Annotated in this window: 25 protein-coding genes; 19 read left to right on the top strand and 6 right to left on the bottom strand. The window is 58.1% G+C overall.

Features of this window, described 5'->3' with window-relative positions; all coding sequences use genetic code 11:
• Positions 1-8: 8 nt before the first annotated feature.
• The 3 genes from ABGM91_RS01770 to ABGM91_RS01760 are packed head-to-tail and all read right to left on the bottom strand — an operon-like array spanning position 9 to position 4,440.
• Positions 9-1,892, bottom strand: coding sequence for a hypothetical protein (locus tag ABGM91_RS01770; RefSeq protein ID WP_354833218.1), 1,884 nt, complete (start codon positions 1,890-1,892; stop codon positions 9-11).
• Entirely contained in the window at positions 1,889-3,292 is a 1,404-nt protein-coding gene (locus ABGM91_RS01765; protein WP_354833216.1) for a sigma-54 dependent transcriptional regulator, read from the bottom strand. Before ABGM91_RS01765 ends, ABGM91_RS01770 begins: the two co-directional genes overlap by 4 nt.
• Positions 3,289-4,440, bottom strand: a complete 1,152-nt coding sequence (locus ABGM91_RS01760; RefSeq protein WP_290565328.1) for an ATP-binding protein — start codon at positions 4,438-4,440, stop codon at positions 3,289-3,291. Before ABGM91_RS01760 ends, ABGM91_RS01765 begins: the two co-directional genes overlap by 4 nt.
• A gap of 132 nt (positions 4,441-4,572) precedes the next feature.
• On the opposite strand from ABGM91_RS01760, the gene ABGM91_RS01755 reads away from it, so the two are divergent.
• The 19 genes from ABGM91_RS01755 to rplN all read left to right on the top strand — a co-directional run bounded on the left by ABGM91_RS01755 (position 4,573) and on the right by rplN (position 17,698).
• The gene (locus tag ABGM91_RS01755) at positions 4,573-5,004 is read left to right on the top strand and encodes a thioesterase family protein (protein ID WP_354833214.1); all 432 of its coding nucleotides are present in this window, start codon (positions 4,573-4,575) and stop codon (positions 5,002-5,004) included.
• A gap of 5 nt (positions 5,005-5,009) precedes the next feature.
• Positions 5,010-6,554, top strand: a complete 1,545-nt coding sequence (gpmI, locus tag ABGM91_RS01750; RefSeq protein WP_354833212.1) for a 2,3-bisphosphoglycerate-independent phosphoglycerate mutase — start codon at positions 5,010-5,012, stop codon at positions 6,552-6,554.
• 385 nt (positions 6,555-6,939) lie between these two features.
• Positions 6,940-8,022: an acyltransferase gene (locus ABGM91_RS01745; RefSeq protein WP_354833210.1), complete on the top strand. Its 1,083-nt coding sequence runs from the start codon at positions 6,940-6,942 to the stop codon at positions 8,020-8,022.
• A gap of 185 nt (positions 8,023-8,207) precedes the next feature.
• Positions 8,208-8,591 (top strand): 30S ribosomal protein S12, encoded by a 384-nt coding sequence (gene rpsL / locus ABGM91_RS01740; RefSeq protein WP_102712288.1) that lies wholly within the window; start codon positions 8,208-8,210, stop codon positions 8,589-8,591.
• A 27-nt stretch (positions 8,592-8,618) separates the two neighbouring features.
• Positions 8,619-9,092, top strand: coding sequence for a 30S ribosomal protein S7 (gene rpsG / locus ABGM91_RS01735; protein WP_012419364.1), 474 nt, complete (start codon positions 8,619-8,621; stop codon positions 9,090-9,092).
• Positions 9,093-9,156: 64 nt separating this feature from the next.
• Positions 9,157-11,304 carry an elongation factor G gene (gene fusA, locus ABGM91_RS01730; RefSeq protein WP_290565332.1) on the top strand — a complete coding sequence of 716 codons (2,148 nt, stop codon included), beginning with the start codon at positions 9,157-9,159 and terminating at the stop codon, positions 11,302-11,304.
• 37 nt (positions 11,305-11,341) lie between these two features.
• The gene (gene rpsJ / locus ABGM91_RS01725) at positions 11,342-11,650 is read left to right on the top strand and encodes a 30S ribosomal protein S10 (RefSeq protein ID WP_102712292.1); all 309 of its coding nucleotides are present in this window, start codon (positions 11,342-11,344) and stop codon (positions 11,648-11,650) included.
• Between the two features lie 45 nt (positions 11,651-11,695).
• Positions 11,696-12,331: a 50S ribosomal protein L3 gene (gene rplC / locus ABGM91_RS01720; protein ID WP_354833206.1), complete on the top strand. Its 636-nt coding sequence runs from the start codon at positions 11,696-11,698 to the stop codon at positions 12,329-12,331.
• A gap of 40 nt (positions 12,332-12,371) precedes the next feature.
• The gene (gene rplD / locus ABGM91_RS01715; protein WP_215427062.1) at positions 12,372-12,980 is read left to right on the top strand and encodes a 50S ribosomal protein L4; all 609 of its coding nucleotides are present in this window, start codon (positions 12,372-12,374) and stop codon (positions 12,978-12,980) included.
• Between the two features lie 6 nt (positions 12,981-12,986).
• Positions 12,987-13,271 (top strand): 50S ribosomal protein L23, encoded by a 285-nt coding sequence (rplW, locus tag ABGM91_RS01710; RefSeq protein WP_022397790.1) that lies wholly within the window; start codon positions 12,987-12,989, stop codon positions 13,269-13,271.
• Positions 13,272-13,298: 27 nt separating this feature from the next.
• On the top strand, positions 13,299-14,135 hold the full coding sequence (rplB, locus tag ABGM91_RS01705; RefSeq protein ID WP_012419358.1) for a 50S ribosomal protein L2: 837 nt from the start codon (positions 13,299-13,301) through the stop codon (positions 14,133-14,135).
• A gap of 35 nt (positions 14,136-14,170) precedes the next feature.
• Positions 14,171-14,440: a 30S ribosomal protein S19 gene (gene rpsS / locus ABGM91_RS01700; RefSeq protein WP_102712296.1), complete on the top strand. Its 270-nt coding sequence runs from the start codon at positions 14,171-14,173 to the stop codon at positions 14,438-14,440.
• 20 nt (positions 14,441-14,460) lie between these two features.
• Positions 14,461-15,171, top strand: coding sequence for a hypothetical protein (locus ABGM91_RS01695; RefSeq protein ID WP_290565333.1), 711 nt, complete (start codon positions 14,461-14,463; stop codon positions 15,169-15,171).
• Between the two features lie 39 nt (positions 15,172-15,210).
• The gene (gene rplV, locus ABGM91_RS01690; RefSeq protein WP_102712300.1) at positions 15,211-15,549 is read left to right on the top strand and encodes a 50S ribosomal protein L22; all 339 of its coding nucleotides are present in this window, start codon (positions 15,211-15,213) and stop codon (positions 15,547-15,549) included.
• A gap of 39 nt (positions 15,550-15,588) precedes the next feature.
• Positions 15,589-16,281, top strand: a complete 693-nt coding sequence (rpsC, locus tag ABGM91_RS01685; RefSeq protein ID WP_215427060.1) for a 30S ribosomal protein S3 — start codon at positions 15,589-15,591, stop codon at positions 16,279-16,281.
• 51 nt (positions 16,282-16,332) lie between these two features.
• Positions 16,333-16,755, top strand: coding sequence for a 50S ribosomal protein L16 (gene rplP, locus ABGM91_RS01680; RefSeq protein WP_022397796.1), 423 nt, complete (start codon positions 16,333-16,335; stop codon positions 16,753-16,755).
• 14 nt (positions 16,756-16,769) lie between these two features.
• Positions 16,770-16,973 (top strand): 50S ribosomal protein L29, encoded by a 204-nt coding sequence (gene rpmC / locus ABGM91_RS01675; protein WP_022397797.1) that lies wholly within the window; start codon positions 16,770-16,772, stop codon positions 16,971-16,973.
• Between the two features lie 49 nt (positions 16,974-17,022).
• Positions 17,023-17,295 (top strand): 30S ribosomal protein S17, encoded by a 273-nt coding sequence (gene rpsQ / locus ABGM91_RS01670; RefSeq protein WP_102712302.1) that lies wholly within the window; start codon positions 17,023-17,025, stop codon positions 17,293-17,295.
• Between the two features lie 37 nt (positions 17,296-17,332).
• A complete protein-coding gene (gene rplN, locus ABGM91_RS01665; RefSeq protein WP_012419350.1) occupies positions 17,333-17,698 on the top strand; it encodes a 50S ribosomal protein L14 in 366 nt (121 codons plus the stop codon).
• Positions 17,699-18,089: 391 nt separating this feature from the next.
• Here the strand turns inward: rplN and ABGM91_RS01660 are convergent, their stop codons facing one another.
• From ABGM91_RS01660 to galB, 3 genes are all read right to left on the bottom strand, one after another.
• Positions 18,090-18,944 (bottom strand): hypothetical protein, encoded by an 855-nt coding sequence (locus tag ABGM91_RS01660; protein ID WP_354833199.1) that lies wholly within the window; start codon positions 18,942-18,944, stop codon positions 18,090-18,092.
• An 18-nt stretch (positions 18,945-18,962) separates the two neighbouring features.
• On the bottom strand, positions 18,963-21,635 hold the full coding sequence (locus tag ABGM91_RS01655; RefSeq protein ID WP_354833197.1) for a valine--tRNA ligase: 2,673 nt from the start codon (positions 21,633-21,635) through the stop codon (positions 18,963-18,965).
• Positions 21,636-21,790: 155 nt separating this feature from the next.
• A complete protein-coding gene (gene galB / locus ABGM91_RS01650) occupies positions 21,791-24,754 on the bottom strand; it encodes a beta-galactosidase GalB (protein WP_354833195.1) in 2,964 nt (987 codons plus the stop codon).
• Positions 24,755-25,019: the final 265 nt, after the last annotated feature.

Below are 25,019 nucleotides of genomic sequence, written 5' to 3'. Positions count from 1 at the left end.
ATGGGTGGTTATTGCTGAGGGGTGGGGTCTTCTTCCTGAAGGTCTTTGTAAAGGATCATGTCCGCGCCCTGGAGGAATTGGCGGGAGTCCGGAGTGCCGAAGCGCTTTGCCAGGGGGGAGAGCGCGCGGCTGTGATCGAAGAGGTATACGGGGTTTCTGTCCTTCGTCTGGACCAGCGTCGTGCCCTCCAGAACAAGAGGGGTGAATTCACCATAGGTGGAGGCCACGGTGCGGATATCCTTGTCCAGCGTGGAGGCCGGGGTCACCAAGATGCTCCCCACCTTGCTGCCGTGGAATTTCAGGATGCGTTCCAGGACCATGAACTGGTCCACCATTTTGGGGAATCCAATGGCTTTCCTGTCTGCATACCAGCCGACGGCTGCGGGCTGGTCCGTCAGGATGAATTCCTTTTCCGAGGTCTGGGCGCGGAGGTCTACGTTGAGCCCGGGAGGGTAATAGGGCGGCCATGCCGGAATGCCGCGGCTGCTCGTCAGGATGCCCAGCCGCACTATTTGGGGAAGGCTGAGCAGAAGCGGCAGCGAGGTGAGGAGCAGGGCAACCAGCAGGACGCAGCCGCGGATGACGGGGGCCGCCTCCTTGTTGGAGTGCCTGGCGATCAGGTTGAGGACAAAGGCTGTGCCGTAAGCCGTGAAGAAGGGGGCAAAGAGGATTTGAATCTGTCCCAGGGAGAGGCCGGATTTACTGGTGGTGTAAAGGGCCATGCCGATGATGGACGGAACCCACAGGGCGAAGACGGCCCATTTGGCCTGGTTGACTTCCGGCCTTCTGAATTTGTGAAGAAGGGCCAGCAGGAATACCATGGCGAGGGGGAGGTTCCCCAGGTTCTCATAAAGAAGGTCGCCCTGCTGCATGATGTTGTTGATGATGGCGGTGACGGCTTTCTGTGCGGCAACGGGGATGTCCCCGGAGAGCAGGGAGTTCATCGCGATTTCTTCATTGCCTGTCAGCCCCGTGAAGATGGTGTAGTAAGCCGTCCCAAATAGGCTCCCGCTCAGGGAGCGGTTGATGTAAAGGGGATAGGCCAGCAGGAGGAACAGGATCACGAAGCCCGGGATGCAATACAGGCCGTGCGGCCTGAAGCGGATGCCCACGAAGATCAGGAACCCGGCCATGGGCCAGAGGCCGATCCAGCCGGCCAGGCAGACGCATGCAAAACAGATGGAGCTGTAAATGACCGGCAGCAGGAATTTGCGGTTTTCCTCCTGGTTTTGCAGGGCGCAGTACAGGAAATAGACGCCCCAGGAAAAGAAGAAGAGCATCATCATCTGCGGAAGGCCGCTGGTGGCGTATTGCAGGAAGAGATTGCTGAGAATCATCGTCAGGCAGGTAAAGCTGGCGATGGTGACGTCAAACATTTTATGCAGGATGAAGTAACAGCTCAGAACGGACAGGATGAAGAACATGCAGGAGATGCCGGCCACGATGCGGTCCGGCAGGTAAATCATGGAGCTGCCCGTCATTTTCCACAGGTCAAATTTGTGGACGCCCGCCACCTTGAATACCGCGGCTTCCACCAGGATGTTCAGGGGGGCGCTGCGTGTGTCCCGGAGGGCGTAGGGGTTGAATTTTTCCGTATTGATCAGGGATTCCCCCTGTCCGGCCAGAATGGCTGCCTGTTCATTGATCTGGGCGTCTGAAAGAAAGGGGTTGAGGCCGGAGCGGGTGCTGCCGGATACCATCTGGATGGGCCTCATCCAGTTGGTGGACATTCCCTGCCCCCTGGCTACGTTCCGGGCAATCTGGGCCTGGTCCATGGCGGCGCTGGAGGTGAGGCCGTTGAAGTTGAAGAAATACTGCACTCCCGTGATTGCCAGCAGCAGAATGAGAATGATGATAAACGGAGTGCGGGATGCCGTGGTAGGCGCGTTCATGAAGGTTGGGTATCTTGTAATTTGCGTTGAAGGGTGCGGCGGCTGATGCCCAGCAGCTGGGCTGCCGCCGTTCTGTTGCCGTTCGATTGGGCCAGCGCTTGCCGGATGGCATTCCGTTCAAGCAAGGATAAATTCAAAACCCCTGCCGGGACAAGCCCATTCTGTGTGCTGGCTTCATTGTCCGGTACGGGTTCCCGCGCCGTCCTTTCAGGCATGTCCGTCCGTTGCGGCGAGTGCAGCTGGCGGGGAAGGTGCGTGAGTTCTATTTTTCCGGAGTTGCTCATGACCACGCCGTGCTCCATGGCGGTGCGGAGCTCCCGCACGTTTCCGGGCCAGGGGTAGTTCCGTACCGCTTCCACGGCATCATGGGAAAGGGGCTTGAATTCCCGGTTGTTTTCCCTGGCGAATTCCTTCAGGAAGGCGGTGGCGAGCAGGAGCACGTCCTCCTGGCGCTCCCGGAGGGGAGGCATCTGGATGTGGACTACATTGAGGCGGAAGTAGAGGTCTTCCCGGAATTTGCCTTCCTGAACGAGTTTTTCCAGTGACTTGTTGGTGGCGGCGATGATGCGGACATTGACGGGGATGGGGGTGTTGGAGCCTACGCGTTCAATGGTCCGTTCAGACAGAACCCTCAGCAGGCGGACCTGTGTTCCGGCGTCTATCTCCCCTATTTCATCCAGGAAGATGGTGCCTCCGTCCGCCTGTTCAAAGCGGCCGATGCGGCGCTGGCCCGCTCCGGTGAAAGAGCCTTTTTCATGGCCGAACAGTTCGCTTTCCAGTAACTGGGGGGAGAGGGCCGCGCAGTTGACGGCCACGAATTTGTTTTCCGGCCTGCCGGAAAGGGAGTGGATGGCCTGGGCCACCAGTTCTTTCCCCGTACCGCTCTCCCCTTCAATCAGGACAGTTGTTCTGCTGGGCGCCACCTGCCGGATGATGGAAAAGACGTGCTCCATGGCGGTGGACCTGCCCAGCAGTTTTTGGAGGCCGGAATCCGCCTGGATGCGGGTGGTGAGCTCCTGGTTGGCCGTTTCCAGATTCCGTGTATGGAGCGCCCGCTTGAGCACCAGTTCCACGGCGTCCAGGTTCAGGGGCTTGGTGACGAAGTCGTACGCGCCCTGCTTCATGGCCGCCACGGCGGCGTCCACGGACCCGTAGGCGGTCATCATGATGCTTTTGGGGGGCTGGGGCAGGGAGGCTCCGGCTTTCAATACGTCCATGCCGCTTTCACCGCCCAGGCGCAGGTCCGTCAGGACCAGGTCCGGGGATTCCTCCTTCAGGAGGGTGACGGCCTGGGAAAGATTGGCGGCGGTATACACTTCATAGTCATCCTGAAAACCCATGCGCAGGGCGTCCCGCGTGGGTTTCTCATCATCTACGATCAGCAGAACGGGCATCTTCATGACGGGACGGAGGAGGGAAGGAGCCTGATGGTGCGTTCCACGCGCGGCAGAAAGACTGTAATGGTGGTTCCCTGACCCGGCTGGCTGGCCAGAGTGATGGAGCCGCCGTGTTCCTTCACGATGCGGCGCACGATGAGCAGGCCCAGGCCGGAGCCGGTGGACTTGGTAGTCAGGAAGGGCTCATAAATGCTGCCCATGACTTCCGGGGAAATGCCGCAGCCGGTGTCCGCCACGGTGACGAAGACGCTGTCATCCGTATAACCGCTTTTGACCAGGATGGTGCCTCCCTCCGGCGGGATGGACTGGTAGGCATTCTTGATCAGGTTGTAAAAAACCTGCCTGACCTGGACGGGGTCCAGGCTGAGCAGGGGGAGGCTGGGCTGCAGGTCCGTATTGATCTGGATGCCGCGCTGGTGGATTTCCGGTTCCAGCAGTTTCAGGACATCCATGATGATGGCGTCAATGTTGTGGGGCTCCCGGATGGGCTTGGTGGGGCGGATGGCCTGGAGAAACTGTTTCAGGATCACGTCCAGCCGGGAGGTCTCACTCTCCGCCGTTTTCAGCAGTTCTTCCATCTCCGTCCGGTATTCCGGGGGGAGTTTCTTTGCCTTCCGGGCCAGGAGCTGGAGATGAAGGCCTATGGAGTTGAGGGGGTTGCCTATTTCATGGGCCACACCCGCCGCCAGCAGCGTCAGGGCGTTCAGGCGTTCCGCCTCAATATTCTCCGCATTCTTCTTCTGCCGGGGCGTTTCATCCCGTATTAAAATCAGGTGGCCCTGGTCCCTGCTGCCGATGGGGGAGATGAAGATGTTCAGGAATTTGTGTTCCGGGTAGAAGATCTCCACGTCACGGGAAACGGCGGTCCGGCTCTGCTGGATGGTGTCCCACGTGCAGTCCCTGCCCAGGAAGATGCAGAAGTCTTCCGGCGTGACCTGGCCCGGCTCCTTGTCGAGGAGCTTGAGGGCCGCCTGGTTGACAAAGAGTATCTTTCCCCGGCTGTCCAGCAGGATCAGGCCTTCCTGGATGGCCTCAAACACTTGCTGGAAAAAGCCCTGCTGTTCCGCCAGCTTTACAAAGAAGCGCTGGAGGTCCTCCTCCTTGATGTGGTCAATGCGGCCGATCAGCTTGTCAATGGTGTCTTTCTTCATGGCGGCGGTTCCGTTTCCGTCCGGGCTTGCCCCTATATATAAAGAGAGGAATGTCACAAATCAAGCTGATGTGACATATTGTCACGCATTTGCGGCTGGACATGGTTCCAGTGAAGGGGGCAGGATGAAGGCATGCCTGAAGAACTTGCCCGCATCCCCTTTGTCAGAACGCGCCAGGTGGCCTTTCATGATACGGACGCCTCCGGCGTGGCCCACTTCACCCGGCTGCTGTGCCTGGTGGAGGAAGTGGAGCATGAGTACCTGCGTTCACAGGGGCTGGAGATTCTTTCCCCGGATTGCGGCTGGCCCCGCGTGCATGTGGATGTGGATTACTCCGGCTCCGCAGGGCTGGGGGACTGGCTGAGCATTGAATTGACCCTGGGAACGGTGGGAACCAGTTCCCTGGAATGGGAGTTTTCCGTGTTCCATTCCGAGCATCCGGTCATGAAGGGAAGGTACGTGGTTGTGCGCGTGGGGAAGGGAGGCAAACCGCAGGCTATTTCGGACTCGGAGAAGGAATGCCTGATTTCAGGCTTTTCAAAAGGGGGGGATGCCTGTAAATAAGGCGCATGTCTTCTAAAAAGCCTGTCGTTCTTGTGATTCGCGACGGCTGGGGCCGCAATCCGTTGGGGCCTGATGTCGCGAAAGAGTACGGTGACGCCACTGTTCTGGCTGATACACCCTTTACTGATTACCTGCTTGCCAACTACCCCCACAGCCTGCTGGGCGCTTCCGGGGAAGATGTGGGCCTGCCGGACGGCCAGATGGGGAATTCCGAAGTGGGCCACCTGAATCTGGGCGCGGGCCGCGTGGTTTTCCAGGATCTCTGCCGGGTGGATAACGCCATCAAGGACGGCTCCATGGGTGAAAATGCCGTGCTGAAGACTGCCTTTTCCCAGGCTGCTTCCTCCCGCCTGCATCTGCTGGGCCTGGTGAGCGACGGCGGCGTGCACAGCCATATCAACCACCTGGTTGGCATTGTCAAATACGCATATGAAGCTGGCGTGCGCGACATCTGCATCCATGCCATCACGGACGGCCGTGACTGCTCCCCCACCAGCGGAGCCGGATTCATGCGTGAACTGGAAGAAGCTATCAAGCCTTACGGCGCGAAAATCATCACGGTCATCGGCCGTTTTTACGCGATGGACCGCGACAAGCGCTGGGACCGCAACAAGCTGGCGTGGGATGCCATCGTGCTGGGGCGCGGAGAACAGTGCACCTGTTCCCCCGCCGAGTATGTGGAACAGTGCTACGCCAAGGGAGAGACGGACGAGTTCCTGAAGCCCGGCATTTTTGCGTACGGTGACGAACAGCGTGTGCGCGACAACGACGTGGTGTTCTTCTTCAATTTCCGTGCGGACCGCGCCCGCCAGATGAGCGACGCGTTCCTGTACCCGGAGTTTGACGGCTTTGACCGTGAAGTGACGCCCAAAGTGCACTACGTGACGCTGACGGAATATGACGCCAAGTATCCTTCTCCCATTGTCTTTGAACAGGAACAGCTGGACAACATCTTCGGCCAGATTGTGGCGGAAGCCGGGAAAACCCAGCTCCGCATCGCGGAAACGGAAAAGTACGCCCACGTGACCTTCTTCTTCAACGGAGGCGTGGAAACGCAATTCCCCGGTGAAGACCGTATTCTGGTCCCCTCTCCCCGTGAAGTGGCTACCTACGACCTGAAGCCCCAGATGAGCGCTGAGGAAGTGGCTGACAAGTTTGTGGATGCCGTGGACAAGTACGACGTGGTAATCATGAACTTTGCCAACGGGGACATGGTGGGCCATACCGGTTACGTGGAAGCCGGTGTAGCCGCCTGCGAAGCAGTGGACAGTGCCTTGGAAAAGTGTGTGAAGAAGGTTCTGGAACTGGGTGGCAAGCTGCTCATTACCGCCGACCATGGCAATGCCGAACACATGCGCAATGAGGACGGCTCCCCGAACACGGCCCATACCACCAACCTGGTGGACCTGATTTACGTGGGTGCGGACAAGGATGAGGTGAATCTCTCCAACGGCATTCTTGCGGACGTGGCTCCCACCCTGCTGAATCTGATGGGGCTGAAACAGCCTGCGGAAATGTCCGGACATCCCCTGGTGACGCCAAAGAAATAACGGCGCACGTAGTTTATTTAATGGAATCCGTTTCCGGCATGCATGGCCGGGAACGGATTTTTTGTGGCCGCCTGCGCTTGAAAAGGAGTGCGGATAAGCAATCCGTTTTACCGGAGATGGATGGAAAAAGGAAAAATCTTTCCCCTGCCAGGCAAGCCGCAAGGAATGCGGCGGTTACTGCGGCAGCTGAAAAGAAATTGAGAGCCAGGGCGGAAATATAAAAAGGGGCGGCTGGCGGCATATACTCGTTCAGGAGCTCTATAGAAGGCTGCCGCGCTTAGGAAGATTTTCTCTTTCTTTGGAAGGGAACGGGCATATTTGTACAAGCCTTTTCCCCTCAGGATCGGAACTTGACCCCGGATTGCTTATCCGTTAGCTTCCGGACATGCTGCCTGTCAGGAATTATGGATTGGACCTGCTGAGAATCTTGCTGTGCCTGACGGTTGTCTTTTTCCATTACAGCGGCGCGTGGAATTGCGGGGGGAGCGTGGCTGTGGACGGCTTTTTTGTCCTGAGCGGTTTTTTAGCCGTTCATTCTTCCAGAGGGGCGGCGGAAAAGGGGCTGGGAGACTATTACCGGAAAAAAGCCTGGCGTCTGCTGCCAGTGATGATAGTGGCATGGGCCATAGGCAATGCTGTTCTCTTTGTTGAAGGGCAGACGGTTCCTGCGTGGTCCGGATTCAGGCTCCTGGTGATTGCGCCCACGCTTGCAATGTCCAAGATGATGGGAAATGTGTCCGTCTGGTTCATCGGCTGCATCGTGGCCTTTCTGGCGCTCTTTCCGTGGCTGCGCCGTTGTTACGGAAAAAAGCTGTTTATATGGCTGCTGGCGGCCAGCGTTCTTTTTGCCCTGGTGCGGAGCGGAATGCGGCCTTTTGCCGTGATGGAGTCAGGCGGCCTGTATTACCAGGTGACGTTCCGCCTGTGGCAGTTCCTGCTGGGAATGTGGTGCGCGTCCTGGAACATGGAACGGTGGAATAGTTCATGGCGGTGGTTCTGGATTGGAGCGGGAGCGGTCTGGCTGCTGGCATCCTCCGTGACCGGGTGGAGGGGAATCGGGGCCCTGAATTATTCCTTCCCGGGATATGTGGTCTCTTCCGGTATTTTTGCCCTGTGCATTGCATCCCTGTGGAGCGTGCGCCTGCCTTCCCTGTCCAGGCCCGTGCTGAAATGGGTGGGGATCGGCGCCGGGATGACGTATGCCCTTTTCCTGTTTCATGTTCCGGTAAAGCTGGGAATGCTCCACATGCTGCGGAAGCTCTGGGCAGCGGACTTCAGGGAGGGGGAGTTTCCGGTTTTGTTCTGGGGAATTGCCTTGTGCGTTTCATCTGTCCTGGCTTACTTCACCTACCAGTACGTGGAAGTCCGATGGGTAGGAAGGAAGCTGAAAAAAGAATCGGAAGCCCGGAATGAAGCCCCGGAAAGAGCAGGGAAAAATGACAGGAAAGAAATATTTAGGAAAAGATGAATAAAAGACTTGTCATGGTATAAAATCACGTTATATTGGCCGTCCCCAAACGCGCCGAAAGGTGCAAGAAATACGTTTTCTATCGGGTTTGCCTCCGGAAAAAAGGCGCGCTTCCTGCTTATTGAAAGGGATGTTCGCCTTGAATATCGGGTCAAACCGACGAACCACAACCAAAGCAGGAAAACATGCCGACCATTAATCAGCTCGTCCGCAAGGGACGTATTACTCCGGAAGAGAAGTCCAAGTCACGCGCTCTTCATAGCTGCCCGCAACGCCGCGGTGTTTGTCTCCAGGTAATGACCCGTACGCCCAAGAAGCCGAACTCGGCTCTTCGTAAAGTGGCTAAAGTCCGTCTTACCAATGGTGAAGAAGTGATCGCCTACATTGGCGGTGAAGGTCATAACCTCCAGGAACACTCCATCGTGCTTGTGCGCGGCGGCCGTGTGAAGGACTTGCCGGGTGTTCGCTACCATATCGTCCGCGGCGCTCTTGACTGCCTCGGTGTTGACAAGCGCCGCCAGGGTCGTTCCAAGTATGGCGCCAAGCGCCCGAAGGCTTCTGCCAAGTAAACTTAACATCTTACCTATTAATATATTATGGCCCGCCGTAAACGCGTCTATAGAAAAATTGAACGTCGTGATCCCCGTTACGACAGCGCTCTTGTTGGCAAACTGATCAGCAAGGTTATGCTGGATGGCAAGCGCTCCCTTGCGGAACGCATCGTCTATGCCGCCATCGACATGGCTAATGAAGGCACGGACAGCATTGATCCCCTGGAAGTGATCACCCGCGCCATTGAGAACGCCAAGCCCCGTGTGGAAGTGAAGAGCCGCCGCGTTGGTGGCGCCACCTACCAGGTGCCTCTTGAAGTGGACCCGGCCCGTTCCGAATCCCTGGCCATGCGCTGGATCGTGAACTACGCCCGTAACCGCAAGGGCGTGCCGATGCATAAGGCTCTTGCCAACGAAATCAAGGAAGCCGCCAACAACCAGGGTTCCTCCGTCCGCAAGCGCGACGACGTTCACAAGATGGCCCAGGCCAACCGCGCCTTTGCCCACTTCCGCTGGTAAATCCCTTCCGCGAGCGTCAGCCGAACCACTCACTTTCGATCATTACAGATACTTTCCAGACACTATGTCCGATCACGTAAACAATCCCAATCGCAAGGCTCCCCTTGAGCGCTACCGTAACATCGGTATCTCCGCTCACATTGACGCCGGCAAAACCACTTTGTCCGAGCGTATTCTTTTCTACACCGGCATGATCCACAAGATCGGTGAAACCCACGAAGGTTCCGCCACCACGGACTGGATGGAGCAGGAACGCGAACGCGGTATCACCATCACCTCTGCCGCCGTTACCACCAACTGGAAGCAGCTTCAGAATGAAGGTATCAGCAAAGTGTTCGAAGGCGAAAACTTCCAGCTGAACATTATTGACACCCCCGGGCACGTTGACTTCACCGCTGAAGTGGAACGTTCCCTCCGTGTGCTTGACGGCGCCATCGTGGTATTCTGCGGTGTGGCCGGCGTACAGCCTCAGACGGAAACCGTGTGGCGCCAGGCCACCAAGTACAGCGTTCCCCGCATGTGCTTTGTGAACAAGATGGACCGCACCGGCGCCAACTTCAACAACGTTCTGGACGACATCCACAACAAGCTGGGTGCAAACGCCGCCGCCATCCTGATCCCCATCGGCTCCGAAGACCAGCTCCGCGGCCAGATTGACGTGGTGAACCAGAAGGCTGTCATCTATGCCGACAACGACCGTCTGGGCTCCACCTACACGATTGAAGAAATCCCCGCCGAACTCAAGGACGAAGCCGAACTGGCCTACCATGACCTGGTGAGCCGCGTGGCTGATGTGGACGATGAACTGGCTGAAAAGGTTCTCATGGAAGAACCCTTCACCGCCAAGGAACTCAAGCAGGCTATCCGCCGCGCCACCATCGCCAACAAGTTCATCCCCGTTGCAGGCGGTTCCGCTTTCAAAAACAAGGGCGTCCAGTTCCTGCTTGACGCCGTGGTGGATTACCTCCCCTCTCCGGTGGAAACCGTTCCCGCCCACGCTGAAAGCACGCTGGACTCGGAAGAAACCTTTGAGATCACCGCTACGGACGATGCCAAGCCCATGGTGCTGGCATTCAAGCTCTGGGCTGACAAGTTCGTCGGCAAGCTGGTGTTCATCCGTGTTTACTCCGGTGTGCTCAAGAAGGGTGATACGGTATACAATCCCCGCACCCGCAAATCGGAACGCGTGGGCCGCATCATTCAGATCCAGGCTAACCAGCACACGGACGTTGACGCCGTGTACTCCGGTGACATCGCCGCCATCGTGGGTCTCCGCAACGTGACCACGGGCGATACCATCACCAGCCCGGACAACGACATCTGCCTGGAACCCCCCACTTTCCCGGAAACCGTTATTTCCATGGCCGTGGAACCCAAGACCAAGGCTGACCAGGAAAAAATGTCCAACGCTCTGGGCCGTCTGTCTGAAGAAGACCCGACCTTCCGAGTGAAGACGGATGAAGAAACCGGCCAGACCCTGATCTCCGGCATGGGTGAACTTCACCTGGAAATCATCATTGACCGCCTGATGCGCGAATTCAAGGTGGAAGCCGACATCGGCAAGCCCCAGATCGCCTACCGCGAAACCATCACCACCCCCGCCCACGGCGACGGCAAGCTGGTCAAGCAGTCCGGCGGCCGCGGCCAGTACGGCCACGTGGTGATTGACGTGAAGCCGAACGAACGCGGCAAGGGCCTCACCATTGAGAACAAGATCGTGGGCGGCGCCATTCCGAAGGAATACATGAACGCCGTTTTCGCCGGTCTCAATGAAGCCATGACTACGGGCGTCATCGCCGGTTATCCGGTAGTAGACGTACACGTTGAAGTGGTGGACGGTTCCTATCACGAAGTGGACTCCAACGAAAACGCATTCAAGATGGCCGCCATCTTCGCCATGAAGGACGCCTTCAAGAAGGCCAAGCCCATCATGCTGGAACCCATCATGTCCGTGGAAGCCTCTACTCCGACCGACTACCAGGGCGACATCATGGGTGACCTGAACCGCCGCCGCGGCCAGATCAGCAACATGGAAAACAAGGCTAACGCCTGTATCCTGAAGGCCATGGTTCCCTTGTCCGAAATGTTCGGTTACTCCACCGCTATCCGTACCCTCTCCAGTGGCCGTGCCTCCTACTCCATGGAGCCCTCCCACTTTGAACAGGTGCCTCAGAACCTCGTTGACCAGATCGTCAGCGACAGGGCTAAATAAACAAACCTTTGAAGTATAACCAATAGACCGCACGTCCATGCAAAGTCCAAAAATCCGCATTCGACTCCGCGCATTTGACTCTCGCGCCATCGACCGCTCCTCCCTGGAGATCGTTGAAACCGCCAAGCGCACCGGAGCCAAAGTTCACGGCCCGATCCCGTTGCCGACCCGCATTGAGAAATTCTCCGTGAACCGTTCCGTTCACGTCAACAAAAAGTCGGCTGAACAATTTGAAATCCGCACCCACAAGCGCCTGCTCGACATCGTCGATCCGACAGCCCGCACGATTGATGAGCTCAAGAAGCTCAATCTCCCGGCCGGTGTGGACATCACGATCCGCATCTAGTTTGGTACCCGGATAAGTAATTAAAAAACAGAAAGACACACTACAATGGCTCTAGGACTTATCGGAAAAAAGGTCGGCATGACCCGCCTGTTTGACCAGGAATCCGGCGCTATGGTGCCCGTGACCGTCATCGACGTCAAGGGCAACACCTTCGCCCAGATCAAAACGGAAGACAAGGATGGCTACAACGCTATTCAGGTTGCCTTTGATGCGCAGAAGGAAAGCCGCGTGGCCAAGCCTCAGGTCGGCCACTTCAAAAAACTGGGCATCCAGCCCACCAAGCTCCTCAAGGAATTCCGCGTGGAAGCTTCCGAACTGCCTGCCGAAGGCGCAGAAGACCCCGGCGTGGACCTCTTTTCCGCCGGCCAGTGGGTTGACGTGATCGGCACTTCCAAGGGCAAGGGCTTCCAGGGCGCGATGCGCCGCCACAACTTCCACGGCTCTCCCGCCGCGCACGGTTCCATGATGCACCGCCGTACCGGTGGTGTGGGTGGCTGCTCCACCCCCGGCCGCGTCTGGAAGAACCAGAAAATGCCCGGACAGATGGGCAATGCCAGGCGCACAGTACAGAACCTGAAGGTTGTGGCAGTACGTCCGGAAGACAACGTCATTCTTATCTCCGGCGCTGTTCCCGGTGCACGCGGTTCCTACCTCGTGATCCGCCCCGCCAAGAAGAAGTAGGCTTTAGTTAACCTCACATTGATTATAGGAAAACCTATCTATGTCCGCAAATACCTTTACATTAGAAGCCGCCGCTGCCGCCAACATCCAGCTCGCTGGCAGTGACAAGGGCTCCCAGGCCGTGCATGACCTCATCGTGGCTTACCAGGCAAACCGCCGTACGGGTTCCGCCAACTCCAAGACCCGCGCTGAAGTCAGCGGCAACAACAAGAAGATCTTCCGCCAGAAGGGCACCGGTAACGCCCGCCACGGCGACAAGCGCGCCCCCATCTTTGTGGGCGGCGGCGTGGTCTTCGGTCCCCGCCCCTGCGACTACACCAAGAAGGTGAACAAGAGCACCCGCCGCCTGGCCCTGCGCCGCGTTCTGGGTGACCTGATCGCCGGTTCCAAGGTCAGCACCGTTTCCGAATTCTCCGTGGCCGACGGCAAGACCAAGTCCTTCATCAAGGCCGTCAAGGAACTGACGGACGCCAAGAAGGTGCTCATCGTGGCTGCCTCCTTTGACGAATCCACCTATCTTGCCGGCCGCAACGTTCAGGAAGTCCTCCTGATGACCGCCGCAGAAGTGAACATTGAACAGCTCATGAACGCTGGTGCAGTGATCCTCGTTGACAACGCTTTAGAAACCCTCGCCAGCCGTACTGCTTAAGAAGCCATGAAAGACATTTACCAAGTCATCAAGAAGGTGCGCATCAGCGAAAAGGCCACCATGCTCCAGGAAACCACTGGTGAGCTGGTCCTTGAAGTTGACCGTGACGCCAACAAAATCGAAATCAAAAAGGCTGTCGAAGTTGCTTTCGGCAAGAAGGTCGCTTCCGTGCGCACCGCCAACTATGACGGCAAGCTCAAGCGTCAGCGCCGCGCTGATGCAGGTCGCACCGCCCATTGGAAAAAAGCTTACATCAAGCTTGCCAACGGTGAAACCCTTGACCTCGTTTAACGCCCCCTATTAGGAAGGAAAGCTATCATGTCCCTCAAGTCATTCAAGCCAGTTACTCCCTCTAACCGCTACAAGGTGTGGCCGTCCTTTGACGAAATCACCACCTCCACCCCGGAAAAGAGTCTCTGCAGACCCCTCAAGAAATCCGGCGGCCGCAACAACAACGGCCGCATCACCACCCGCCACATCGGCGGTGGCCACAAGCGCAAGTATCGCTTGGTGGACTTCAAGCGCAACAAGTTTGACGTGCCCGCCACCGTGCTTACGATTGAATATGATCCCAACCGCACCTGCCGCATCGCCCTGATTGAATACAAGGACGGTGAAAAGTCCTACATCCTGGCCCCCACGGGTCTCCAGGTGGGCATGAAGGTGGAAAGCGGCCAGAAGGTTGCTCCCAAGGTAGGCAATGCCATGCCCCTGAAGAACGTTCCCCTGGGTACCTCCGTTCACAACATTGAAATCCGTCCGGGTTCCGGCGGCAAGGTTGCCCGCGCAGCCGGTCAGCAGGCCATCGTTTCCAACCGTGAAGCCGGCTATGCCCTGATCAAGATGCCCTCCGGTGAAATCCGCCGTTTCAATGAGGATTGCTACTGCACCATCGGTCAGGTAGGCAATACCCAGCACATGAACGAAATGTCCGGCAAGGCCGGCCGCACCCGCTGGATGGGCGTTCGTCCCACCGTGCGCGGTATGACGATGAACCCCGTCGACCACCCGAACGGTGGTGGTGAAGGTAAGTCCAAGTCCGGTGGTGGCCGCCAGCACCTCAAGTCCCCGTGGGGTCACGTCAAGGGCCAGAAGACTCGCCGTCTCCGCAAGCCCAGCGACTCCGTCATCGTACAGCGCCGCAACGCCAAGTAACCAATACACAATAACTTTAACTAGGATCATATAACATGGGACGTTCTCTCAAAAAAGGCCCTTTTGTCAGTCAGAAGCTTCTCACCAAGGTTGACGCTCAGCTTGAATCCGGTGACCGCAAGCCGATCAAGACCTGGAGCCGCGCATCCATGATTACGCCTGACTTCGTCGGTCTGACCTTCCTGGTGCACGCCGGCAAGAACTTTGCCACCGTGTACGTCACGGAAAACATGGTAGGCCACAAGCTTGGTGAATTTGCCCCGACTCGTGTCTTCAAACAGCACGGCGGTATCGGTAAGAAGTAATCAGTAAGTTAACAATCAACATGTCGAACTCTTCTTCCATCCTTGCGTACTCCCTCACCACCCTTGTGGGGCTGGGCGGAATGCTGCAGGGAGCGGAAGAGGATACGGCGGCACTGACGCGCAGAATCGAGCGTCTCGAAAAGCAGAATGCGGCTCTTAAGGCATCTTATGTCCAGGCCCGCAGCGACGCCGACAAGGCGGCCGCCCAGCTGGTGGACATCCGTTCCCGGCTGGAAGCTTTGGGAGGCGCAGCGCTAGGTAATAGTGAGGAGCGCCTGATTCAGGCGATGGCAGACATCGAAGTTCTCAATGACCGCATCCAGCGGTTGGAACAGGCGTCCGTCAAGCTCTCCGGAGCCATCCTCGCCTACATGAAACAAGCCATATCCGAGGATGCAAACTCCAGGACCGCGGTGGAAAGCTCCCTGCGCCTGCTGGACTCCGTTCTGGGATACAGGCAACAGCCCGTGCGAGATGGCGCGGGGACCCTGGCGGAAGCCAAGGTGCTCAGCATTGACTCCGAATCCGGAGTGGTGGTGCTGAACGCCGGCAAGACGGCGGGGATGCAAGTCGGGATGCCTGTACAGGTGACCCGGGGAGCGCAAACCATCGGAGAAGCCGTGGTCACGGACGTCCGCAAGGAAGTATGTGGCGCGCTTGTTCAGAAACTTGTGGCGCCAGCCGATCCGGTGCGCGTCGGAGATTCTGCCTCAGTAAAAACCAACGACTAAATCATCTTCATCAATAACCTGCACTACGAGGAAAAACCCATGGAAGTGAAAGCTGTTTACAAATACGCCCGCATCTCTGCCAAGAAGATGCGCGATATTGCTCAAGAAATCCAAGGCTTGTCCGTCTCCCAGGCGACCGACATCCTGTCCTACACCCCCAAGAAGGGTGCCTACCTGCTGAATAAGACGCTCAAGTCCGCTTTGGCCAATGCCGAAAACAATGCGGAACTGTCCGTTGATACGCTGGTGGTCAAATCCGTCATGGTCGATGAAGGCCCCACCATGCGCCGCACGATGCCCCGCGCCCGTGGATCCGCCAACATGATCCGCAAGCGCACATCCCATATCACCGTTATCCTGGCCGATCAAGAAGGCTAGGCCATACCAATCTAACACACATATAGCTGAACTAATATCATGGGTCAGAAAGTAAATCCAATCGGGTTCCGCCTCGCCGTCAACAAGGACTGGCGCTCCAAGTGGTACGCCACGGGCCAGGATTACGCCACCAAGCTGCATGAAGACTTGGTGATGCGCAAGTACATCAAGGAACAGTTGATGTCCGCCGCCGTCTCCAGCATCGTGATTGAACGCGCCTGGAACAGCGTCCGCATTACCGTCCATACTGCCCGTCCGGGTCTTGTCATCGGCCGCAAGGGTGAAGAAATTGAAAAGATCCGCCAGTACCTCCAGGGCCTGTGCGGCGCTTCCACCCAGGTCAACATTGACATTGTGGAAATCCGCTCCCCTGAAACGGACGCCCAGCTCATTGCTGAGAACGTGGCCGTTCAGCTGGAACGCCGCGTTTCCTTCCGCCGCGCCATGAAGCGCGCCGTGCAGGTAGCCATGGAACGTGGCGCCGACGGCATCCGCATCCGCTGCGCCGGCCGTCTCGGCGGCGCCGACATCGCCCGTGCCGAATGGTACCGCGAAGGCAAAGTGCCGTTGCAGACGCTCCGCACCCCGATTGACTACGGTTTCGCCGAAGCCCGCACCCTTTACGGCATCATTGGCGTGAAGTGCTGGGTCAACAAGCGCGATGAAGTCGTCAACAACCAGCAGAATTCCCGCCCGTCCGGCCCCCGCGGTCCCCGTCGTCCGCGTGCCTAATCAAGCCGCCATCACATTGTTCATCACACTTAACACAAGGAGGAATAAGATATGCCTTTAATGCCCAAAAGAGTGAAGCACCGCAAGATGCACCGCGGCAGCCGTTCCGGCAATGCCACGAGCGGTACCTATGTTGCCTTTGGTGACTTCGGCCTTCAGGTGCTCGACCGCGGTTGGATCACCAACAACCAGATTGAAGCCTGCCGTATTGCGATCAACCGTTACCTGAAACGTAAAGGTAAGGTGTTCATCCGCATTTTCCCGCAGAAGTCCTTCACGTCCCGTCCCCCGGATACCCGTATGGGTAAGGGCAAGGGCGCCGTGGAAGGCTGGGTGGCCGTTGTCCGCCCCGGCAACATTCTGTTTGAAGTTGGCGGCGTGACCGAATCCCAGGCCCGTGAAGCCCTTCGTCTGGCTTCCAACAAGCTGGGCGTGCCTACCCGCTTTGTCTACCGTCAAGGCGTTCAACACTAAAGCTACTCATCACCATGTCCGACAAGAACTCTCCCAAAGAACTTCGTGCTATGTCCGCCAAGGAGCTTTCCGCTCTGGTGCGCAGCCTTCGTGAAGAACTCTTCAATCTCCGTCTCCAGCAGGCCACCGGCCAGCTGGAAAACAACCAGAGAATCCGCACTGTCCGCAAGGACCTTGCCCGTGCCCTTACCATTAAGGGTGAAACCGGGGAAGCGTAAGCTGAGGATTTCCGGTAACAACAGAACATTCTAACACTTTTAGAATCCAATGTCCGAACAAACCGAAACAACCAAGAAGCCCGGCCTTCGCAAGACGCGCATCGGCGTGGTGACCTCCACCAAGATGGACAAGACCATCGTTGTGGAATACGTTGCCCGCGTTCCGCACCCCAAGTTCAAGAAGATCGTCAAGAAGAGCAAGAAGTTCTACGCCCATGACGAAAACTCCACGGCCAAGGTAGGCGATAAGGTACGTATCGTTGAAACCCGCCCGCTTTCCAAGCTCAAGTGCTGGGAGCTGGTGGAAGTGCTGACCCACTAATCAGGAATCAACCATTAAATAAAGGAGATTTGATACCATGATCCAGATGGAATCCCTAGTCCAGGTGGCCGACAATACCGGCGCCCGCTCCGCCAAGATGATTGGCGTCATCGGCAAGCGCACCCGTCAGGCCCACATTGGCGACATTATTACCTGCCACATCCGCGAATCCATTCCGACCGCTTCCGTGAAGAAGGGTACCGTGGTGAAGGCCGTGGTGGTGCGCACCGCCGCCCCGATCCGCCGTGATGACGGCTCCGTGCTGCGCTTTGACGGTAACGCCGTCGTCATCATTGACAAGGACAACAACCCGCGCGGCACCCGTATCTTCGGGCCGGTCGCCCGTGAACTCCGTGAAAAGAAGTTCATGAAGATTGTTTCCCTTGCTCCGGAAGTGCTCTAATTAAGACACCTCAGGATTTTGGAACGCCGTCCTCTGAAAAAGAGGGCGGCGTTTTTTGTTGCTCCGTTTTTCCCCCATGCGCAAGGATTAGAAGAGCCTGGCCTGTTGCTGAAGTTTCAGGCGGGAGCGCGCCGCAGGCTGCCGGCAGGCCGCACGTGCTGCCTCTGGAAGGAGTGTGCGAAGATGTATCCGGAAAGACAGCCTGTGCTTCTGAATCCGGATATGGCAGGATGGATGCGGAAAAGAAGACTCCGGAGAGAGGGCGTTAAACTGGCGCTCATGGCGCCTGTTGCAGCACTGTGAAGGGAGGAGGAGGCTGCTTGCAGTTATTCCGCGCGGGAAGGGATCTGGGCAGTCCCGGAAAACCGTGCGACAGGAACAGGCCCAGTGCTCAGCGCTTGCTTTGTTCAGCACGTGTTTTTTCCAGTTGCTGGGAGGAACCGCAGGCCGGGCACCGGAACCAGCGGAAGAGGAACACGTGCAGGGCCGTGGCAAATACATAGCCGAAGAGGGGGAGGTAATGCGCCGCCTTGTTGCGGGTGTATTTTTTAAAGGAGAAGACGTGCGCCCGGCATACGCTGCATTTCCGGGGAAGGGCCAGGGAGAGGTACAGAATGAGCGCCAGGAACAGAGGGCCAAAGCAGAGGCTGATGATTTGCCAGCCGCGTTCCCCGTTGAGAAGCACCAAGGTAGTCACCGCAACGGAGAAGAGGATGGAGACGAAGAGCAGAAGAACGGAGGCCGCCCCCAGCCACGTCCGGAAGGGGGTCATGTGTCTGACACCTTTTTTGCGCAGGTAGGTTTTCGGCTCCTGAGGAGCATGGGCAGGCTTGGCGGGCTGGTAGCTTTGTTCTTCCTGAAGCCTCGCCTTGGTGGAGAGGTGTTTTGCAGGGCTGTCAGACGGCCGCTGCCGTTTTTCCCGGGCCGGAACGGGGTTCCGTGGGGCTGCCGGCGGCGTGGCTGGTTCCGCAATGGGAACGGCAAGGGGGAGTGGAGCCTGGGCGCCGGGCAGGTCTGCCGGTTCCGGCGCAGTGGGGGATGAAAGCGCCTGCTCCACCCATGCCCTGAATAGAGGGGCCGGGGGAATTGCAGTGTTCAGCTTAAGCATCCGTTTTGCCTGATGGAGTTCAGGCAAAACGGTGAGGGGATCCACGGAAGCGAATTGTTCAAGAGTCCCTATGCCGACCGCTTCCAGCAATTCAATGAATTGCTCATGGCCGGCAAAGTACTGTTGAAGGTCATTCATTCCCGGAAGAATAGATGATTAGGAAAGGGAATCAAGCATGCCTTTCAGTTGGGCCTGTTTTGCTTCCCAATCCGCCAGGCGGGCTTTTTCCTGCTCCACGACTTCTGCCGGAGCTCTTTCCACAAAGCCCGCATTGCCCAGCTTGGCGGAGGATTTGGCGATTTCCCTGGCAATTTTATCCAGTTCCTTGCCCAGGCGTTCCTTTTCCGCTTCCACGTCAATGAGCCCGTCCAGGGGGAGGAAGAGTTCTCCCAGCGGCGTCAGGGCCGCAGGCGTTCCCTTGGGCGCCGCGTAGCCCGCATTCCGGGTGACGGATTTGGCATTCGCCAGGATGGAGAGGCGGGAGAGGATGTCCTGCGGGACGTCATGCGCGGTTTTCAGGATGAAGCTGACGTTTTTGTTGTTGGAGAGGTCATATTCCGCCTTTAGGTTGCGCGCCTTGTTGGCCGTTTCATAGAGGGCGGCTGCCTGGGTGTTCGCTAGCGTGATGCGGTTTTCATCCAGTCCGGCCAGCAGGGTGTCTGCGGAGGGAAGGGGAGTGCGCATGAGCGGTAGGCCGCCGTTGGAGTCCGCAAAGCCCAGGGAGGACCAGAGTTCTTCCGTGATGTGCGGCATGACGGGATGGAGCAGGGCCAGGTAGTGCCTGAGCACCGTGTCCATGGTGGTAAGCGTGGCCGCCCGCGCGGCAGGGTCCGCGCCGTCCCTCAGGTCGCCCTTGACGGCTTCCAGGAAGCGGTCGCAGTATTCGTTCCAGAAGAATTGGTACAGGGCCTGGATGAGGGCGTTGAATTCATAGTCCGCCAGCGCTTTTTCCACATCCGCATGAAGCTGTTTGAGCTTGGAGATGATGGCGATGTGCACGGGGGAGTAGTGCGGTGCCGCTCCTTCTTCCGCCGCGCCCTGCATCAGGCGGAAGCGGGTGGCGTTGTAGAGCTTGTTGGCAAAGTTCCTGCCTTCGCCGATCTGGCTTTCGTCAAAGCGCACGTCCGTGCCCGTGGGGGCGATGCGCATGAGGCCAAAGCGGAGGCCGTCCGCGCCGTAGTTGGCAATCAGGTCCAGCGGGTCCGGGGAGTTGCCCAGGGATTTGCTCATTTTGCGCCCGATCTTGTCGCGGATGATGGACGTGAAGAAGACGTTGCTGAACGGCTTGTCATGCTGGAAGCGGTAACCGGCCATGATCATGCGGGCCACCCAGAAGAAGATGATGTCCGGTCCCGTGACGAGGTCCGAGGTGGGGTAGAATTTGGCGCGGGTTTCGTCATCCATGGTGGAGAAGGGCCACAGCCAGGAGGAGAACCACGTGTCCATGACGTCGCTGTCCTGAATCCAGTTTTCCGGATCCGCCGGCGGCTCGGTTCCCACGTAAAGGCTGCCCTGTTCCAGGGCGGAGGCGTCCAGGGCCGGAGCGTTCCTGAGTTCCTCCGCCTTGTCCTTCCTGTACCAGACCGGGATACGGTGGCCCCACCAGAGCTGGCGGGAGATGCACCAGTCCTGGATGTTTTCCAGCCAGTGGGCATAGGTTTTCGCCCAGCGGGCCGGGCGGAAGGTGATGTCTCCGCCAGCCACGGCGTCCGCCGCCTCCTTCACGCAGGGGTATTTGAGGAACCACTGCATGGAGAGGCGCGGTTCAATGGGGACGTTGGCGCGTTCGGAGAAACCCACCTTGTTGTCATAGTCTTCAATCTTGACCATGAGACCGGCAGCTTCCAGCATTTCCACGGATTTCCGGCGCGCGTCAAAGCGGTCCATGCCGTGCAGTTCCGGCACTTCCGGGCAGTTGACATGGCCGTCCGGGGTAAGGATGTCGATGATTTCCAGATTGAATTTCCGGCCTATTTCAAAGTCCGCCTTGTCATGGGCCGGAGTGATTTTCAGGGCGCCGGTGCCGAATTCTATTTCCACGTATTCATCCCCGATGACGGGAATGGGGGCGGCGTTGAGCGGGCGCATGACGTTTTTGCCGATGAGATGGGCGTACCGCGGGTCCTTGGGGTTCACAGCCACGGCCACGTCCGCCATGATGGTTTCCGGGCGTGTCGTGGCCACATGCAGAGCTCCGGAACCGTCTTCCAGCTTGTACAGGACAGTGTAGAGCTTGCTTTTCTGCTCCGTCATGATGACTTCCTCATCGGAGAGCGCGGTAAGGGAAACGGGGCACCAGTTGACCATGCGGCGCCCGCGGTAGATGAGGCCTTCCCTGAAGAGGTCAATGAAGACCTGCCCGACGGCTTTGGTGTATTTCTCATCCATCGTGAAGCGTTCACGGTCCCAGTCACAGGAACAGCCCAGCTTGTGGAGCTGGTTGATGATGATGCCGCCGTGCTTTTCCTTCCATTCCCAGACTTTTTCCAGAAAGGCTTCCCGGCCCAGGTCATGGCGGCTCTGGCCCGTCGTCTGCTTGAGGTCTTTTTCCACCCGCACCTGGGTGGCGATGCCCGCGTGGTCCGTACCGGGCAGCCACAGGGCTTCATATCCCTTCTGGCGCGCGCGGCGCACCAGGATGTCCTGGATGGTGTTGTTCAGCACATGGCCCAGGTGGAGCACTCCCGTGACGTTGGGAGGGGGAATGACGATGGAGTAGGCAGGCTTTTCAGAAGCCGGGTCAGCCTTGAAACAACCTTCTTCAATCCAGCGGGATTGCCATTTTTCTTCCACCAGGGAGGGATCATATGCTTTGGGCAGATCAGACATGGGCAACAGGGTACCATAAAGTTTTTTTCTTTCAATCCCTACCTGTCCGGTAAATGGGGGAAAACGGGCCTTTTCCGTTCCGGAGGCGGGCGCATGAAAAAGCCGCCGGTTCCCTGGCGGGAACCGGCGGCCGTAGTAGATGCCCCGTATCTGGTTTATTTAACCGTCACGGTCGTCTGGGCCGGCTTGAGGCCGTTGGAGATGACCTGGAGCGTCACTTTTCCGGATTCACCCTTGCGGGAGCGCAGAACAACCTGGGCCAGGCCGTTGAAGGCCTTGATTTTCATGATGTTCTTGTTTTCCGGATTGGCCATGGTGGTGAAGTCCGTGGGGTCTCCGTTGCAGATGCCGGCGATGTCCGCCGGACCGCTTACCTTGAAGGTGAGCTGGTTTTTGCTGCGGGGCACCATGCGGCCCTGCGCGTCACGGACGGCCACGGTGACGTAGGAGAGGTCATAGCCGTCTCCCTTGATTTCACTACGGTCCGGCTTGAGGGTGAGCGCCGCCGGTTTTCCGGTGGTGGTTACCGTATCCGTAGCCCAGGGCTTCCCGTCCTTTTTGACGACTACCTTGAGGGTGCCGGGCGTGTATTTCACGTCTTCCCACACGAGGCGGTAGCGGTCCTTTTCTCCGGTGCCCTTTTTGCGGACGCCCTGGGATTTTCCGTTCAGGAAGAGTTCCGCTTCATCCCCGCTGGTGTAGACGTGCACGGGCGTTACTTCCCCCTTGCGTTCCGGCCAGTTCCAGTGCGGCAGGATGTGGGCCATCTTGACGTCCGGCCTCCAGTGGGCCTGGTAGATGTAGAAGCGGTCTTTCTTGAAGCCGCACAGGTCCACGATGCCGAAGTAGGAGCTGCGGGAGGGAGCGCGGTTGCCCATTTTCTTGAGTTCCGCCATCAGTTTTTCGCGTTCCGGCCCTTCCGGCACGTTCAGGGCGTTGGTGGCGTCCAGGTTGTACGGGGTGGGTTCGCCCAGGTAGTCGAAGCCCGTCCACACGTATTCGCCCGCGCTGTTGGGGTTGTCGTCCTGAGCGGCGAATTCCACGTCCGGGCGGTAGGCCCAGCCGGGGGCGTACAGGTCGTAGGAACTGACCTGGTAGAGGAAGAAGCCTTTGCCCTTGTTCCAGTCCACGGGGAAGAAGTATTCTCCGCGCGTGCTGACGCAGGAGGAGGTTTCACTGGCATAGAAGGGCTGGTCCGGACGGTCCTTGGAGAAGGCCTTGTACGCCCAGGGCTTGTAGTTGTAGCCGTAAACGTCCATGGTATCGCCAAAGCCGTTCCGGGCGGCGTTGGCGTCATTGCAGCCTGCCGTCACCTTGCGGGTGGGGTCTTCCCGGTGGAAGAGGTCCGTGAGGGTCTGGGAGACGTGGTGCAGGTTTTTATTGCCCTGTTCCGGCACTTCATTGCCCGTGCTCCAGGCGATGACGCTGGGATGGTTGCGGTCCCGGTGGCAGAAGTTGACCAGGTCGCGTTCATGCCATTCGTCAAAGTAGTTGTGGTAGTCCTGCCCCTTTTTGGCGCTGTGCCACATGTCAAAGAGTTCGTCAATGACCAGGATGCCCATCTTGTCGCACAGGTCCAGCACTTCCGGCGCGGGGGGGTTGTGGGAGGTACGGATGGAGTTGACGCCGAATTCCTTCAGGATTTCAATCTGGCGTTCATAGCCGCGCGTATGGGCGGCTCCGCCCAGCGGCCCCAGGTCATGGTGCTGGCAGACGCCCTTGAGCTGAACGCGTTCTCCGTTGAGGTAGAAGCCCGTAGGTTTCCATTCAATCGTGCGTACGCCAAAGTTCGTGAGCTTCTGGTCAATGATTTTGTCACCCAGCTTGACGGTGGTCTTCATCTTGTACAGATGGGGGGCCTGGAGCGTCCACAGGATGGGGTTTTTAAGGGACAGCGTGCTGGTGACCTTGCCCTTTTCCCCGGCGGGAATGGCTTCCCCCTTGGTGGTGGCCGCAGCCACTACCTTGTCACCGTCCAGGATTTCTTCCGTAACGGTGGGAATGACGGGCTTGTCCGTGGTGTTTTTCACTGTAGTGTCCACTTCCACCTTGGCGGCGGATTTGGTGACTTCCGGAGTTTTGACGAAGACGCCCCAGTGTTCAATGTGCACGGGGTTGGATTCCGTGAGCCAGACGTGGCGGTGGATGCCGCCGCCCGGATACCAGCGGGAGGAGTTGGGGGGATTGTCCACCCTGACGGCAATGGTGTTTTTCTGGCCGAATTTCAGGAAGGGCGTGATGTCCACGCGGAAGGAGCCGTAACCGTATTTCCATTCTCCGGCCAGGTCCCCGTTCACATAGATTTTCGGGCGGGACATGATGCCGTCAAAGTCCAGATAGAATTGGTTGCCCTTGGCGTCCGCGGGAACTTCCAGCGTCTTGCGGTACCAGCCGATGCCGTCCCAAGGGAGCTTGCCGGTTTCATTGGGCAGGTCCATGCGGTACGGTCCCTCCACACCCCAGTCATGCGGCAGGTTCAGGGAACGCCAGTTTTTGTCGTTGAAGCCCGGGCTGGAGGGGTGGTCAGCCTTGCTGGCTCCGGTAGCGGCCTGAGGGCGGATGATTTCCCCCTTGCCGTCTTTAAAGGTGATTTCACGGATGCTGGCCCAGTTCCCCTGGTTGTTGCCCGTGCAGGTAATGCGGAAGTAGCGGGGCTTGCCGCCCTTGTTTTCCACCGTGTCTTCCTTGGAGTTGTTTTGTCCGGAAGTTTTGTCTTCAATGGTCGTCCAGCGTTTCCCGTCACCGGAGCCTTCCAGCTTGAAAAGATGGTTGTTCTGTTTTTCCCAAAGGATGTTGATGGTTTTCACATCCACGGGACGGCCCATGTCCACGGTGATTTTTTCCCCGCTTTTGCCGCCGTCGGCACACCAGCGGGTGGATTTGTCCCCATCCACGGCATTGTCCGCCGGATTACCGGATTCCTCACTGGTGGCAGTGGCGAATCCCATGGCTTTCCCGGGCTCCGGCTGTGTGCTGCCATCCGGCATTTTTCCGAAACGGGCAAATTTCCAGTTCCAGTCCAGGCTCTCCGTTTTGGTTACGTCCAGGGGAGCCGCCATGAGGCTGGCGATGCTGAACGCAGTGATGCAGAGGGTCGTGCGTGTAATGTTGGTGAACATATCTGTGATATTACGACTGGAAATCCGCGATCTTGCAAGATTTTTATTCCGCAGGACACGGTTTCTGACCAGGTTTTTTCATCCGGCCCTCACGTGTCAGGCGTGATGACCCGGGGACGCCGGTCCTGTATGAATGGACCCGTCTTCCGGAAAGTGCCTTGGCCCGGAAGGCCCCCCTGGAAGTGAGAGTGGCGCGGAAGGTTCGGTTGGTGGACAAGAGCCGAGGGGGGATGAAAAGAAAATGCCGGACCGGCTTCGTTGAATG

It is taken from the genome of Akkermansia muciniphila, from assembly GCF_040616545.1.
GTDB classification, from domain to species: Bacteria; Verrucomicrobiota; Verrucomicrobiia; order Verrucomicrobiales; family Akkermansiaceae; genus Akkermansia; species Akkermansia muciniphila_E.
This window is presented reverse-complemented; position numbering and strand designations above follow the sequence as displayed.

Coding starts and splice junctions, on each gene's coding strand:
- ABGM91_RS01770 (WP_354833218.1), bottom strand. CDS start 1,892: ATGAACGCGCCTACCACGGCATCCCGCACTCCGTTTATCATCATTCTC.
- ABGM91_RS01765 (WP_354833216.1), bottom strand. CDS start 3,292: ATGAAGATGCCCGTTCTGCTGATCGTAGATGATGAGAAACCCACGCGG.
- ABGM91_RS01760 (WP_290565328.1), bottom strand. CDS start 4,440: ATGAAGAAAGACACCATTGACAAGCTGATCGGCCGCATTGACCACATC.
- ABGM91_RS01755 (WP_354833214.1), top strand. CDS start 4,573: ATGCCTGAAGAACTTGCCCGCATCCCCTTTGTCAGAACGCGCCAGGTG.
- gpmI (WP_354833212.1), top strand. CDS start 5,010: ATGTCTTCTAAAAAGCCTGTCGTTCTTGTGATTCGCGACGGCTGGGGC.
- ABGM91_RS01745 (WP_354833210.1), top strand. CDS start 6,940: ATGCTGCCTGTCAGGAATTATGGATTGGACCTGCTGAGAATCTTGCTG.
- rpsL (WP_102712288.1), top strand. CDS start 8,208: ATGCCGACCATTAATCAGCTCGTCCGCAAGGGACGTATTACTCCGGAA.
- rpsG (WP_012419364.1), top strand. CDS start 8,619: ATGGCCCGCCGTAAACGCGTCTATAGAAAAATTGAACGTCGTGATCCC.
- fusA (WP_290565332.1), top strand. CDS start 9,157: ATGTCCGATCACGTAAACAATCCCAATCGCAAGGCTCCCCTTGAGCGC.
- rpsJ (WP_102712292.1), top strand. CDS start 11,342: ATGCAAAGTCCAAAAATCCGCATTCGACTCCGCGCATTTGACTCTCGC.
- rplC (WP_354833206.1), top strand. CDS start 11,696: ATGGCTCTAGGACTTATCGGAAAAAAGGTCGGCATGACCCGCCTGTTT.
- rplD (WP_215427062.1), top strand. CDS start 12,372: ATGTCCGCAAATACCTTTACATTAGAAGCCGCCGCTGCCGCCAACATC.
- rplW (WP_022397790.1), top strand. CDS start 12,987: ATGAAAGACATTTACCAAGTCATCAAGAAGGTGCGCATCAGCGAAAAG.
- rplB (WP_012419358.1), top strand. CDS start 13,299: ATGTCCCTCAAGTCATTCAAGCCAGTTACTCCCTCTAACCGCTACAAG.
- rpsS (WP_102712296.1), top strand. CDS start 14,171: ATGGGACGTTCTCTCAAAAAAGGCCCTTTTGTCAGTCAGAAGCTTCTC.
- ABGM91_RS01695 (WP_290565333.1), top strand. CDS start 14,461: ATGTCGAACTCTTCTTCCATCCTTGCGTACTCCCTCACCACCCTTGTG.
- rplV (WP_102712300.1), top strand. CDS start 15,211: ATGGAAGTGAAAGCTGTTTACAAATACGCCCGCATCTCTGCCAAGAAG.
- rpsC (WP_215427060.1), top strand. CDS start 15,589: ATGGGTCAGAAAGTAAATCCAATCGGGTTCCGCCTCGCCGTCAACAAG.
- rplP (WP_022397796.1), top strand. CDS start 16,333: ATGCCTTTAATGCCCAAAAGAGTGAAGCACCGCAAGATGCACCGCGGC.
- rpmC (WP_022397797.1), top strand. CDS start 16,770: ATGTCCGACAAGAACTCTCCCAAAGAACTTCGTGCTATGTCCGCCAAG.
- rpsQ (WP_102712302.1), top strand. CDS start 17,023: ATGTCCGAACAAACCGAAACAACCAAGAAGCCCGGCCTTCGCAAGACG.
- rplN (WP_012419350.1), top strand. CDS start 17,333: ATGATCCAGATGGAATCCCTAGTCCAGGTGGCCGACAATACCGGCGCC.
- ABGM91_RS01660 (WP_354833199.1), bottom strand. CDS start 18,944: ATGAATGACCTTCAACAGTACTTTGCCGGCCATGAGCAATTCATTGAA.
- ABGM91_RS01655 (WP_354833197.1), bottom strand. CDS start 21,635: ATGTCTGATCTGCCCAAAGCATATGATCCCTCCCTGGTGGAAGAAAAA.
- galB (WP_354833195.1), bottom strand. CDS start 24,754: ATGTTCACCAACATTACACGCACGACCCTCTGCATCACTGCGTTCAGC.